Origin of the sequence: Streptosporangium sp. DT93 (assembly GCF_049844535.1) — a bacterium.
Taxonomy (GTDB): Bacteria; Actinomycetota; Actinomycetes; order Streptosporangiales; family Streptosporangiaceae; genus Streptosporangium.
In genome coordinates, this window is the sequence record NZ_JBNCLF010000009.1 from 158,753 (window position 1) to 172,195 (window position 13,443).

Annotated in this window: 10 protein-coding genes; 6 read left to right on the forward strand and 4 right to left on the reverse strand. The window is 73.5% G+C overall.

What is annotated here, in order from left to right; genetic code table 11:
- The first annotated feature begins 217 nt into the window (after positions 1-217).
- The 6 genes from ACLQ2R_RS20900 to ACLQ2R_RS20925 all read left to right on the forward strand — a co-directional run bounded on the left by ACLQ2R_RS20900 (position 218) and on the right by ACLQ2R_RS20925 (position 8,284).
- Positions 218-1,891 (forward strand): TROVE domain-containing protein, encoded by a 1,674-nt coding sequence (locus ACLQ2R_RS20900; RefSeq protein ID WP_425961785.1) that lies wholly within the window; start codon positions 218-220, stop codon positions 1,889-1,891.
- Between the two features lie 281 nt (positions 1,892-2,172).
- Positions 2,173-4,545 (forward strand): xanthine dehydrogenase family protein molybdopterin-binding subunit, encoded by a 2,373-nt coding sequence (locus ACLQ2R_RS20905; RefSeq protein WP_425961786.1) that lies wholly within the window; start codon positions 2,173-2,175, stop codon positions 4,543-4,545.
- Complete coding sequence (locus ACLQ2R_RS20910) at positions 4,542-5,468, forward strand: FAD binding domain-containing protein (RefSeq protein ID WP_425961788.1); 927 nt, start codon at positions 4,542-4,544, stop codon at positions 5,466-5,468. Before ACLQ2R_RS20905 ends, ACLQ2R_RS20910 begins: the two co-directional genes overlap by 4 nt.
- Positions 5,465-5,947, forward strand: a complete 483-nt coding sequence (locus tag ACLQ2R_RS20915) for a (2Fe-2S)-binding protein (RefSeq protein WP_425961789.1) — start codon at positions 5,465-5,467, stop codon at positions 5,945-5,947. Before ACLQ2R_RS20910 ends, ACLQ2R_RS20915 begins: the two co-directional genes overlap by 4 nt.
- 55 nt (positions 5,948-6,002) lie before the next feature.
- Positions 6,003-6,983 (forward strand): amidohydrolase family protein, encoded by a 981-nt coding sequence (locus tag ACLQ2R_RS20920; RefSeq protein WP_425961790.1) that lies wholly within the window; start codon positions 6,003-6,005, stop codon positions 6,981-6,983.
- Between the two features lie 92 nt (positions 6,984-7,075).
- Positions 7,076-8,284: a cysteine desulfurase-like protein gene (locus ACLQ2R_RS20925; protein WP_425961792.1), complete on the forward strand. Its 1,209-nt coding sequence runs from the start codon at positions 7,076-7,078 to the stop codon at positions 8,282-8,284.
- Here the strand turns inward: ACLQ2R_RS20925 and ACLQ2R_RS20930 are convergent.
- The 4 genes from ACLQ2R_RS20930 to ACLQ2R_RS20945 form a co-directional block, all read right to left on the reverse strand.
- Positions 8,246-8,974 carry a LysR family substrate-binding domain-containing protein gene (locus tag ACLQ2R_RS20930; protein ID WP_425961794.1) on the reverse strand — a complete coding sequence of 243 codons (729 nt, stop codon included), beginning with the start codon at positions 8,972-8,974 and terminating at the stop codon, positions 8,246-8,248. The two genes, ACLQ2R_RS20925 and ACLQ2R_RS20930, sit on opposite strands and share 39 nt — an antisense overlap.
- A 222-nt stretch (positions 8,975-9,196) precedes the next feature.
- Complete coding sequence (locus ACLQ2R_RS20935) at positions 9,197-11,008, reverse strand: hypothetical protein (protein WP_425961795.1); 1,812 nt, start codon at positions 11,006-11,008, stop codon at positions 9,197-9,199.
- Positions 11,009-11,066: 58 nt separating this feature from the next.
- Positions 11,067-12,182, reverse strand: coding sequence for an NAD(P)H-dependent flavin oxidoreductase (locus tag ACLQ2R_RS20940; RefSeq protein ID WP_425961797.1), 1,116 nt, complete (start codon positions 12,180-12,182; stop codon positions 11,067-11,069).
- 332 nt (positions 12,183-12,514) lie between these two features.
- On the reverse strand, positions 12,515-13,432 hold the full coding sequence (locus tag ACLQ2R_RS20945; RefSeq protein WP_425961799.1) for a DUF3068 domain-containing protein: 918 nt from the start codon (positions 13,430-13,432) through the stop codon (positions 12,515-12,517).
- Between the last annotated feature and the right edge of the window lie 11 nt (positions 13,433-13,443).

The following is a 13,443-nucleotide window of genomic DNA, read 5'->3' on the forward strand; positions in this document are numbered from 1 at the left end:
GGAGGGCGGGTCGAAGAACGTCGGTTATGTGATCAATGGGTCGCGGGTTCGAGTCCCGCCACCGTGGCCCGGCCACGGTGTAGCTCAGACGGCAGAGCAATTGGAAAAGCCCGGCGCTCGTCACCACATCCGCCCTCCCCTTTCGCGTGCCCGCACCCCGGCGGGCCGCCCCCCGCATCCGCCCCCCGGCGGGTCGAGCCAGTAGAGGAGAGGCGCCATGGCACGTGATCCACTCGCGAGGATCTCCATGATCGCGACGTCACAGATGCGGCGCATCCCCGGCCGCCGCGACCAGGTCCGCAACGACGCCGGCGGCTACGTCTTCGCCAAGGACGTCTGGGAGAGGCTGGAGGACTTCCTGATCCTCGGCACCGAGGGGGGCACCTACTACGTGGGCGAGGACCGGCTGACGGCCGGCAACGCCGAGGCGCTGTTCCGGGCGATCGCCGAGGACGGCCCCCGCGCCGTCCGCGTGATCCTGGACGTCTCCACCGCCCGGCCGCCCCGCGCGCCCAAGCCCCGCCCGGCCGTCTTCGCGCTCGCCGCGGCGTTCGCCCGCGGCGACCCGGCCACCCGCCAGGCCGTCAAGGGCGCGTTCCCGCACGTCGTGCGGACCACCGACCACCTGGCGATGTTCGTCGGCTACCTCAAGGGCCTCGGCGGCAAGGCGAGCCGCAACGGCTCCGCCCTGGTCGTGGGCCGGGCGCTGCGGACGACCCTGGCGAGCTGGTTCCTGCGCGACGAGCCGGACGCGGTGGCGTTCCGGGCGTGCAAGGCGATGCAGCGCAGGACCCCCGCAGGGGAGCCGCTCACGCTGCGGGACGTGCTGCGCATCGCCCACCCCGCGGCCGCCACGCCCGCGCACCGGGCGCTGTTCGGCTGGATCGCGGGCAACGTCGGCGACGACGCGGCCCGCGAGGCGCTGCCCGCGGTCGACAGGTTCCTCACCGCCAGGGCGGTCACCACACCGTCCGAGGCCGTGCGGGTCGTGTCGGAGCTGCGGGTGCCGTGGGAGTTCCTGCCGGACGCGATGCTGCGCGAGCCCGAGGTCTGGGACGCGCTGGTGGACACGGTCGGCCTGACCGCGCTCATCCGCAACCTCGCGCGGATGACCGCTCTCGGCACGCTCGCGCCCCTGGGAGACGCCACCCGCCGCGCGGTCGCGCGCCTCACCGACGCCGAGGCGCTCGTCCGGGCGCGGATCCACCCGATGGACGCCTGGCTGGCCCTGCGCGTCTACGGCTCCGGCGCCTCCCGGCCGAACCCGCGCGCCGAGGCCCGGACGTGGCGGCCCGTCCCGGCGGTCCTGGACGCGCTGGAGGAGACCTACGAGCTCTCCTTCGGCGCGGTCGAGCCGTCCGGGAGGCGGCTGCTGGTCGCGGTGGACTCCTCGGGGTCGATGAGCGGCACCTGGGGCGGCCGGCTCACCGTGGGCGGGTCGGAGATCGGCTCGCCGTACGAGGTGGGCTGCGCCATGGCGCTCATGCTGGCCCGCATCGAGAGGGGGAACGTGCACGTCATCGACGTCGACACCGCCGTGCACGCCTCCCGGGTGAGCGCGCGGACGAACCTGCGCGAGATCGCCTCCTGGAGGCCCTCGGGGGGCGGCACCGACCTGTCGCTGCCGTTCGACTGGGCACTCCGCAAGAGGCTGCGCGTGGACGGCGTCGTGGTGTTCACCGACAACGAGACCTGGGCGGGCCGCTCCCACCCGAGCCAGGCGCTGGCCGCCTACCGCAAGGCGGTCAACCCGGAGGCACGCGTCGTGGTCACCTCGATGACCGCGACCGGGCACTCGATCGGCGACCCGAAGGACGCGGGCGTGCTGAACATGGCGGGCCTGGACGCGTCGCTGCCGTCGCTGGTGAACGCCTTCGTCCGCGGCCGCTGACGGGGCGGCGGACCGGTCCTCGACCGGTCCGCCGCCGTACGGGGGCGGGGGCACCGGCCATCGAAACTCCGGAAAATCATCTCAAAGTGCTTTTCAAGGACACTAAAACTCGCCGTATCCGTATGTACCGTTGATTCGGTACACCTCGTTCGCGCACCCGAGACGCCCGGACGACTCACGCCGCCCGCCACGCGGTGGTCGGCCACGGATGTCCGTCGCCCCCACGCATCCCACGGGAAATCGACGATCCATGTGACGGCATGCACGGCGCGGAGGTTCCGATGGCGGAGCGATGGTCACGGCGCGAGGACGAACGGCTGCTCACCGGTGCGGGCCGCTACGTCGCCGACATGCACGTGCCGGGATGCCTGGACGCCGTGTTCGTCAGAAGCGGCGTCGCGCACGGCGTACTGCGCGGGGTCGACTGCTCCGCCGCCCGCGAGGTGCCGGGAGTGGTGGGAGCCTGGTCCGCCGCGGACCTGTCGGAGATGCCGCCGTGCGCGCAGTCGGCCGCCGAACTGCAGGACCTGCCTCCGGTTCCGTACGTGCTGCTCGCCCAGCTCTCCTCCGAGGAGGCCGTGGCCGGGCGGGAGTGGCCGGCGCTGGTGAGGGACCGGGTGCGCTACCCGGGCGAGGCGCTGGCGGTGGTCCTGGGCGAGGACCGCTACCGCGCCGAGGACGGGGCCGCCGCGGTCGTCTTCCGGATCGATCCGCTGCCCGCGGTGGTGACGCCGTCCGACGCCGCGCAGGACTCCGTCCGCCTGTTCGACGGCCTGAGCAACATCGTCCTGCGGGGGGAGGCGGGGAAGCCGATCGAGGAGTCGGTGTGGCGGGACGCGGCGGTCGTGGTGGAGGGCCGGTACCGCCAGCAACTGCTGATGCCCACCCCCATGGAATGCCGGACGATCCTCGCCGTGCCCGAGGGGGACCTGCTGACGGTGTGGTCGGGCCACCAGATGCCGCACCGGTTGCGCCGGGAACTGGCCGCGCTGCTGGGCCCGGCGGCCGGGCGGGTGCGCGTGGTGGTGCCGGACACCGGGGGCGCGTTCGGGTCGAAGAGCGCGACGGTCCCGGAGTTCGTCGCGGTCGCCTTCCTCGCGGTGAGGCTCGGGCGTCCCGTCCGTTGGATCGAGGACAGGCTGGAGTCCATGATGGTCGCCACCCGGGGCCGGGGCCAGGACCAGAGGGTCAGGCTCGCCGCCGACGCCGGCGGGAACCTGCTCGCGTACGAGCTGGACATCGACGCCGACATCGGCGCCTACCCCCATCTCGGGGCCGGGCTGCCCATGCAGACCGCCTGGATGGCGACCGGCCCGTACACCACCCCGCGGGTGCACGCCACCGTCCGCTCGGTGCTCACCAACACGATGATGACCTACCCCAACCGGGGCGCGGGGCGCCCCGAGGCGGCGATCGCGCTGGAGCGGTCGATGGACACGCTGGCCCGCCGGCTGGGGATGGACCCGGCGGAACTGCGGCGGCGCAACTTCGTCCCGCCCGGGGACTTCCCGTACGAGACGCCCACCGGGCGGCGCTACGACAGCGGGAACTACGCCGCCGCGCTCGACCTGGCGCTGGAGACCCTCGGCTACGACGAATGGCGGGCCGAGCAGGCCCGCCGCCGGGCGGACCCGGACGCCCTCCCCCTGGGCATCGGCCTGTCCTGCTACGTGGAGCGCTCCGGTGGCGAACCGAAGGGGCTGCACGAGTTCGGCGGTGTCGAGGCCCACGAGGACGGCACGGTCACCGCCCGCTGCGGCACGGCCTCCAGCGGCCAGGGCCACGAGACGGTCTTCCCCGCCCTGGTCGCCGAGACCCTCGGCATCGACGTGGCGCGGGTCCGGCTGGCCGAGGGCGACACCGATGAGCAGCCAGAAGGGGTGGGCTCCTTCGCCAGCCGGTCCGCGCAGGTGGCCGGCGCGACACTGTGGCACGCCGCCACGCTCCTGGTCGAGGAGGCGCGGTCGCGGGCGGCGGCCCTGTGGGAGGTGCCGCCGGAGGAGGTGGCGTGGTCCGCCGGCACCGTGAGCACAGGAAGCACCGGGAGCGCCGGGAGCGCCGGGAGCGCCGGGAGCGCCGGGAGCACCGCGCACGGCGGCCCGGCGGCGATGGACCTGGCCGAACTGGTGAGGGCGACGGGGCCGATGCGGGTGGACGAGCGGTTCGAGGCGGGCATGGCGTTCCCGTTCGGCGCCCACGCGGCGGTCGCGGAGGTCGATCCGGAACTCGGCACCGTACACGTGCTGCGGGTGGTGGCGGTGGACGACTGCGGGGTGGTGCTCAACCCCGCCATCGTGCGCGGGCAGGCTTTCGGGTCCGCCGTGCAGGGCATCGGCCAGGCGCTGTACGAGGGCATCCCCTTCGGCGAGAACGGCGTGCCCCTGCTCGCCGACGCACTGCTGGACTACCTGTTGCCGACGTTCGCCGAGATCCCGCCCATCGACCTCAAGGACACCCGCACGCCGAGCCCCCACACGCCGCTGGGCGTCAAGGGGGCGGGAGAGTCGGGCTGCATCGGCACTCCCGCCGCGATCGTCAACGCGGTGGCCGACGCGCTGCGGGTGGAGGACCCGGACCTGCTGCAGATGCCGCTCACCCCGGACGTGGTGTGGCGAGCGGCTCGCGCCCCGAGGTTCGCGCGGGAGGCCCGATGAAACCCGCCGCCTTCGACTACGTCGTCCCGCGCACGGTGCGCGAGGTCGTCGACGCGCTCGGTTCCGGGCGGGACGCCCGGATCCTCGCCGGTGGCCAGAGCCTCCTCCTGGAGATGCGCCTGCAGCGCATCCGCCCGGAACTGGTGATCGACATCAACCGTGTCGCCGAGCTCGACCGCATGAGCGCCGGCGACGGCACGCTGCGGGTCGGCGCCCTGGTCCGGCACGTCGTCTTCGAGCGGGAGGGGGCCGTGCCGGGCCCGCTCGGCACGCTGTTCGCCCGCGCCGTCGTCAACGTCGCCCACCCGCCCATCCGCTCCCGCGGCACCCTGGTGGGCAGCCTCGCCTGGGCGCACCCGGCGGCGGAATGGTGCGCCCTCGCCCTTGCCCTGGACGCCGTCATCGAGGTGCACGGAGCCCGCGGTCCACGCGAGATCGCGGCTCGCGACTACTTCCTCGGGCCCTTCCTGACCGCGCGCACGCCGGACGAGCTCATCACCGCCGTACGGTTCCCGCTGCTCGCCGACGACACCGGCGTCGGTTTCGTCGAGCACCGGCGCACGCACTTCTGCTTCGCCCAGGTGGCCGTGGCGGCGACGCTCACCGCGCCCGACGGGGTGATCACCGAGGCGAGGATCGGGCTCGTCAACTGTGCCGACCGGCCGGTACGGGCCCGCGCCGCCGAGCGGGCGCTGATCGGCGCCGAGATCACGCCCCCGGCCGGACGCCGGGTGCCCGGCGAGCACCCGTTCGCCCGCGCGGGCCGCGCCGCCGCCGAGCAGGACGCCGCTCCCCTGCCCGAGCCGTACGCCGACGTGGAGTACCGGCGCCAGGCCGTCGCCGTCCTGGTCGGCAGGACCTTGTGCGAGGCGGCGAGGGATCGGCTGTCGCGGACCGGCACGTTCGAGGGAGGTCACGGATGAGGATCACCGTCACGGTGAACGGCGAGGAACGTTCGCTCGATGTGGAGCCCCGGCGCGTGCTGGCCGACGTGCTGCGCGAGGACTGCCGCCTCACGGGCACGCATCTGGGGTGCGAGCACGGTGTCTGCGGAGCCTGCACGGTGCTGGTCGACGGCGAGGCCGTCCGGTCGTGCCTCATGCTGGCCGTGCAGTGCGACGGCGGCTCGGTACGTACCGTCGAGGGGTTGTCCGGCCCCGGCGGCGAGCCCCACCCGCTGCAGCGGGCCTTCTCCGCCGAGCACGCCCTGCAGTGCGGTTTCTGCACGCCGGGCTTCCTGATGGTGGCCGCCGGGGCGCTGGAGTCCGACCCCGCCGCCGGCGGCGATCCGGAGCGCGTCGCCGCCCTGGTCGGCTCCAACATCTGCCGGTGCACCGGCTACGAACCCATCCGGCGCGCGATCGAGCGCGCCGCGAGCGAGTGGCCGCGGACCCCGTCCTGAGGCGACCCGCGCGAGAGCGGCCGGCAAGGCGGCGAGCGAGAAGGAGAGGACGGCCATGAAAGGTGACATCCACGCGGGGATCGTCGACGTCCACGCGCACTGGCTGCCGCGAGAACTGTTCGCCCTTCCGCCCGGGACCCCGGCGGGCATGAACGACCGCGACGGCGAGCTCTTCCTCGGCGATCTTCCGTTGTCGTTCCCGGCGGCGGCGATGAGCGACGTCGACGCGCTCCTCGCTGACACCGCGAGAGCCGGCCTCGGTGTCCGCGTCATCTCGGCGCCGCCCTTCGCCTTCCCCGTCCACGCGCCGGCCGAGGCGGACGACTACGTCGCCTCCTACAACGACCGGCTCGCCGAGGTCGTGTCGGCCGCCGGCGGGGCGCTGGTGGGCCTCGGGCTGGTGCGGCTGGACGACGTGGGCGCCGCCCGGCGGGAAATGACACGGCTGGCGGCGGCGGAGCGCGTCGCCGGTGTCGCCGTCCCGCCGCTCGTGGGGGGACGGTCCTACGGTGAGGGCGTCATGCGCGAGGTGCTCGGCGTCGCCGCGGAGCTGGATCTCGCGGTTCTGGTGCACCCGACGCAGTCGCCGCGCCCCGAATGGGAGGACCACTACCTGGACAACCTGATCGGCAACCCGGTGGAGACCACCACCGCCGTGGCGTCGGTGCTCCTGAACGGCGTCATGGAGACGCTGCCGGACCTGCGGATCTGCTTCGTCCACGGCGGAGGCTGCGCACCGGCCCTGCTCGGACGGTGGGAACACGGCTGGCGGATACGGGCGGAGGTACGGCGGGGAAACGGCCGCCCGCCCGCGGAGTCGTTCTCCCTGCTGTACTTCGACACGGTCACCCACGACCCGGAGGTGCTGGGACTGCTGAGGGCGCACGCCTCGCGGGACCGGATCGTCTGCGGCAGCGACCACCCGTTCGACATGGCCCAGCCGGACCCCGCCCGCTTCCCGGCGGACAACGGGATCGACGCCGCGACGCTGGAGGCGAACGGGCGCGCCTTCCTGGGGCTGGGGCCCCGCTCCTGACCCGGGCGGTTCCGGTCGCGCGACCCGGGCACGTGGCCGGGTACCCGCCCGCAGCCGTGCCTGGCAGGATGGGCGCGACGAAGGGGACTTCCGTGACATACGACGTGGCGGCCGTACGGGCCTGTTTTCCCGCCCTGGACGAGGGCGCGGCGCACTTCGACGGTCCGGGCGGCTCCCAGGTCCCCGAGCCGGTCGCGCGGGCCGTGGCCGGCGCGCTGGGGTCGGCCGTCTCCAACCGGGGCGTCGAGACCGCCGCCGAGCGGCGCGCCGACCGGATCGTGACCGAGGCCCGCCAGGCCATGGCCGACCTGCTGGGCGGCAGGCCGGAGGGCGTCGTGTTCGGCCGGAGCATGACGCAGCTCACCTACGACATGGCCCGGACACTGTCCAGGGGCTGGGGTCCCGGGGACGAGGTGGTGGTCACCAGGCTCGACCACGACGCGAACATCCGGCCCTGGGTGCAGGCGGCCGAGGCGCGCGGCGTCACGGTCCGCTGGGCCGACTTCGACCCCGCGCGCGGCGAGCTGGACGTCGCCGAGATCGCCGGGCTGCTCGGCGGGCGCACCCGGCTGGTGGCCGTCACGGCCGCGTCGAACCTGCTGGGCACCCGCCCTGACGTCCCGGCGATCGCCGAGCGCACGCACGCGGCCGGGGCCCTGCTCTACGTCGACGGGGTCCACCTGACGCCGCACGCGCCGGTCGACCTGGCCCGGCTCGGCGCCGACTTCTACGCCTGCTCGCCCTACAAGTTCCTCGGCCCGCACCTGGGCGTGCTCGCCGCCGATCCGGTCCTGCTGGAGACGATCCACCCCGACAAGCTGCTGCCCTCCGGCGACACGGTGCCCGAGCGCTTCGAGCTGGGTACCCTGCCGTACGAGCTGCTCGCCGGGACGACGGCGGCGGTCGACTTCCTCGCCGGCCTCGTGCCGGGCGAGGGGTCCCGGCGCGACCGGCTGGCCGCCTCCATGGCGGCGTTGCAGGCGCACGAGAGGTCCATGCTCGACCGCCTCGACACCGGCCTGGCCCGGATCGCCGGGGTGACCTCGTACGGCGCGGCGACGCGCGAGCGCACGCCCACGACGCTGTTCTCCGTCGACGGCGTCAAGCCCGCCGAGGTCTACCGGTTCCTGGCCGAGCGCGGCGTCAACGCCCCGGCGAGCAACTTCTACGCCCTGGAGTGCTCCCGGAGGCTGGGTCTGGGCGACACCGGCGCGGTCCGCGCGGGGATCGCCCCCTACACCGACGCCTCCGACGTGGACCGGCTACTGGAGGGCGTCCGCGAGCTGACCGGACGAGCATAGGAGCACCCGGCCGGCCGCGACCTCGGCGGCGGCGCGGACCACCCGGGCGATCCACGGATCGCGCAGGCCCTCACGCCAGGCGACGGCGATCGTGTACGCGCTCGCGTCGCGCACCGGGCGGTACACGACGTCGTCCCGGCGGTGCCGCTCGGTGAACGAGAGGGGGATCAGGGCGACGGCCTGGCCGAGCGCGACGACCTCCAGGAGCTGGGAGTTGTCGTGGACCGCCGGGCCGGCCGGCCGCTCGCCGCCCGGGGCGGTGTCGCGGCCCGCCCAGTAGTCCTGCTCGGCGGCGTTCGCGCTCGGCCATCGCGGCATCGGCAGACCGGCGAGATCACGGCAGGCCAGGGCGGTGCGGGCGGCGAGCGGGTGGGCGCGCGGAAGCGCCGCCACCCTCGGCTCGCCGAGGAGCGGCTCGGCCTCAAGGCCGCGCAGGTCGTACGGCGAGCCCAGCAGGGCCAGGTCGGCGCGGCCGTCGCGGACCATGGCGGACTGCTCGCCGTAGCCGCTGACGGCGACCTCGACGTGCGGGGCTCCGGGTATCCCGGTGGCCGCCGACACGATGTCCCGCAGAAGGCCGGTCGCCACACACGGCTTCGCCGTGATCACCAGGGTCCGGCGTGCCGCCCTGCGGGTACGGTGCTCGGCGGCGGAGACGGCGTCGAGGACACGGCGTGCCTCGTCGAGCACTGGGACGTGGTGCAGGCCGTTCCCGGGCACTCCGCGAACACCAACACCATGTTCTGAGACCGGTCGCGGTGCCCGGCGGCCTCCCCGGTACCGACGCGGTTCTCGTGGTCGCCCCCGTGGAATCGCACGGTGCCGCGGGACGCGCCGTCCGGCCGGGGCCGGTCCTGTCCCGGGGCGGGGCGGTCCTGTCCCGGGGGGGCGGTCCTATCCCGGGGGGCGGTCCTATCCCGGGGCGGGGCCGCCGAAGAGGCCGCCGGTGACGCAGACCTGGGCCTCGGCCGAGAGCACCTCCAGCCGGACCGAGCGGCCCGGCTCGGTGAACGGGACGTGGATCCTGCCCGGCCCCTGCTCGAAGACCACCTCGACCTCCTGCTCGCCGACCCGCACGTAGGCCGCCGTCCGGGCGGACGATCGGTAGTCGAGGCCGAGGACGACCACGCCGCCCCGGTGCACGAGGGGGAGCGAGATCACGCCGCCCCGCTGGGGGAAACAACCGCCGGGCGCCGTGATGTACGGGCCGTCGAGCCGGGCCGGGACCAGCCGGCGGCCGGTGGGGTCGAGCACGAACGGGGCGGCGGCGGGCCGCGGGTTGCGCATGAGGGCGGCCAGCTCGGGCGGGGCCAGCGGGCTGAGCGTGAGGTTGCTGAGGCCCTCGTCGCCGTAGCCGAAGCCGAAGCGGTCGTAGGGGGTCTTCTGGGGGTAGACGTCCGTGCCGGGCGGGGCCGCGGCCAGCGTCGCGCGTACCGAGGCGAGGTAGGAGCGGATCGCGGCGCGGCCCGGCTCGGTCCCGGCCACGTACCGCTCACCGGAGTACACCGACAGGGCGGTGACGGCCACCGCCAGCGCCACGCAGGCCGCCCGGACCGCGCCCCTGGCCGGGATCCGGCGCCGGTACGGCCGCGCCTCGCCCAGCAGCGGGAGCGTGGCCAGCGCCAGGCACAGGACGAGCACCGGGACGGCGTCGGCGAGGTAGCGGGCCTCCTCCCCCAGCGCCTTGTCGAACGCGCGCCCGGCCAGGATCGGCACCATCAGCACCGGGAGGTAGACCGCGAGGATCAGCCACGCCTTCCAGGCCCCCCGCCGGTAGAACAGGGTGACGGCGACGACCGCCGCGACGAGCGTCCAGGCCGCGCCGATCATCAGCGGCGGCGGCACCGCGTAGAACGTGTACCACCGGCTCCCCGGGCCGCCGGAGGCGAGCACGGGGAAGGTCACGCCCAGCATCCGGGCCGCCGCCCGGCCCGCCACCTCCGCCGAGGGCGTCTCGACGTTCTGGCCGTGCAGCCGGTCGAGCTGCACGACGAACAGGACCGAGTACGCGCCCGCCATGGCCGCGTACGCGCCGAAGGCCGTCAGCAGGGAGCGCAGGCGCTCCCTGACCGGGAAGTACAGGACGGTCACCAGGACCAGCAGCAGGGGGATGGCGAAGACGGCCTTGAGGTGGAACGAGCAGAGCCCGAACAGGAACCACAGGCCGGTCACCAGCGCGTCCGCCCGCCGCCCCGAGCGCAGGAACGTCACGTGCGAGGCGACCGACAGGGCGATGGCGACCTGCAGCGGCAGCGCCTGGACCGCCGCAGCCCACCAGTAGAAGGCGGGCAGCGCCAGCGGGCCGAACAGGTACAGGGAGAAGGGCACCAGGATCGCCCAGCGCGTGCCGAACAGCACGCGCAGCATCCGGTACACGGCCAGGGAGGCGGCGAGCTGCAGGAGCAGCAGCGCCGCCGCGGTCACCGTCCAGTCGTAGGCCCCGAAGACGACGATCAGCTTGTTGGCGATCATCCCCACCGGCATCACGTGGGCGGAGTAGACGCCGAACAGGTAACCCAGGTCGAACGGCTCGGCCGTGGCCCGCCCGATCATGTTGAGGTCGTCGCCGAAGAAGCCGCCCCGGCTCAGGATCGTGGCCCGCCAGGCGAGCTGGGCCACGACGAGCACCAGGGCGGCGGCGAGCACCCGCGGGTCCCGGGTCAGGGGCCGCGGGGCACCGGCCCGGGACGCGGGGGCACGATCTGTGACCTGGGGGGACGCCATCGTTCTCCAAACTCGTCGCTCTGAGGAGTTCCTAACGTATGCGCCCCTGACGAGCTACCTACTCCTCGGTAATGCGACCCAATCGTTCCATTGCGCTCAGGTACTGCTCGATCATGCTGAAGACGACGTCCTTGGTGGATCTGACCTGGTTCATCGTGCCGATGATCTGCCCGGCCGGGAACGTCGCCAGCTCGGCCGCGTCCGAGCGGCCGATCCGCCGCAGCGCGTCGGAGACCAGCATGAACTGCAGGGGCATCGGCAACGTGCCGGGCGAGTCCGCCGCCTCCCAGGCGTCGGTCCACTCGTTCCGCAGCAGGCGGGCGGGCTTGCCGGTCCACGACCGCGAGCGGACGGTGTCGCGCGAGGTGGCCTCCAGGATGCGGCGCTTGGCCATCTCGGGGGTGTCGGCCTCCTCGACGGCGAGCCAGATCGAGCCCGTCCACACGCCCTCGGCGCCCAGGGCCAGCCCCGCGGCCATCTGACGGCCGTCGCCGATGCCTCCGGCGGCCAGCACGGGGACGTCGACGGCGTCCACCACCTGCGGGATGAGGACCATCGTGGAGATCTCCCCGGTGTGCCCGCCCGCCTCGGTGCCCTGGGCCACGACGATGTCCACGCCGACCTCGACCTGCTTGATCGCGTGGCGGGGGGTGGAGGCGAGCGCGGCCACCTTCACGCCCTTGGCGTGGGCCTGCTCGACCACGTCGGCCGGGGGCGGGCCGAGGGCGTTGGCGAGCAGCGCGATCGGGTGGCGCAGCGCCACCTCCACCTGCGGGCGGGCGGTGGCGTCGGTCCAGCCGAGCAGCACCCGGCCGGCGTCCGCGCCGGCCGACAGCGGCGGCACCCCGTGTGCGGCGAGCAGGTCGTCGACGAACTCCCGGTGCCCCTGGGGGATCATCCCCGCGAGACGCCCGACCAGGTCCTCGGGGGAGTCGACGCCCAGGTCGGAGCCGGCGTAGGAGGCGGGCATGACCACGTCGACGCCGTACGGCCTCCCGTCGACGTGGTCGTCGATCCAGGTGAGCTCCGTCTCGAGCTCCTCGGGGGTGAAGTAGAGGGCGCCGAGCACGCCCATCCCCCCGGCACGGCTGACCTCGGCGACGACGTCACGGCAGTGGCTGAACGCGAAGATCGGCAACTCTATCCCGAGCATGTCGGTTACACGTGTCCGCATGCTGCGACTGTACGACCGCCCGGGAACAAACTGCAACGTGTTCTAATGCAGAACCTTTCTTCTGTCCTGAAACCTAAGCTACTCGTGAGTAATCATCATTGAAAAACGTGGAACGCGTTCCAGTCATGAGGCTCGGAGAAGGACCGCACGCAGAACGGGAGGCCGCGGGCGTCCGCCCGCGGCCTCCCGCCGCCGTTCTCGTTCGTCCGTCCCGGGGCTCTCGCCCGCCCCTCAGGGGGTCAGGAGCGCCCCCGGCCCATCCGGGCGTTCCGCGCCCCAAGGGGCGTCCCGGCGCCTCTCACCGCTCGGCGCCTCTCACCGCTCGGCGCCTCTCACCGCTCGGCGCGGCGCCTCAGCAGCAGGAAGCCGACGATCACCATGGCCAGCCCGACCAGCACGAGGGCCAGCGGGATCGTGGTCTTGAGCAGCGTGATGGTGTTCTTGCCGTCGGTCGCGTTCTTGACCAGGTCGTTCTGGGTCTGCTGGGTCATCTTCGCCGTGGCGACGAAGGCCACCGAGCGCTCGACGCCGTCCTGGGTCTTGAGCACCTCGTGGCGCTGCTGCTCCTGGCGCACCGGCGAGCCGGTGGCCGGCTCGATCCAGAAGGTGTTGACGCCGTCGTAGAAGCGGTCGACCTGCACGTCACCGGTCTCGTCCATGCCCAGGTAGGAGGCGGGGGCGTTGAGGGTGTCGGTCTTGGTCGGCGGGATCGCCTGCTCGAACCGGTAGGCCGTCAGGCCGTTGACCTGCTCCTCGGCCACGAACTTGGCGTCGAACGCCTTGCCGGTGGTGGAGTTGAAGACGCTGTAGGTCTTCTTCTGCACGTCGAACGGCCACTTGTAGATCTGGCCCTGGAGCTGGACGGGCTCGTCGTTGATCTTGACCGAGCAGCAGTTGATGCCCTCGCCGGTGTACTTGTTGAACGCGCTGCGGCGCTCGGTGTAGGAGATGAGGGGGGTGGAGTTGGTGACGTCGTTCACCACCATGACCTCGTCCCAGACGACCCGGTCACCCTGCGCCCCGGTGACGTCCCCCCTGGTGGTCACGGTGATGTCGAGATCACCGGTCACCACCTTGCCCTTGTCGCCGACGCTGAAGTACTGCGCGCCGGTGGCCTCCAGCTTGCTGATCCTGTACTGGTCGGCCGGGGCGGCGATCAGAGCGGGAGCCACCTGGAACCGCACGAGAGGCGCGAGGACAAGGAGGAAAGCCCCGAGTCCGATCAGTACCAAACCGATGACGCGACGCATCGCTCCTCCAG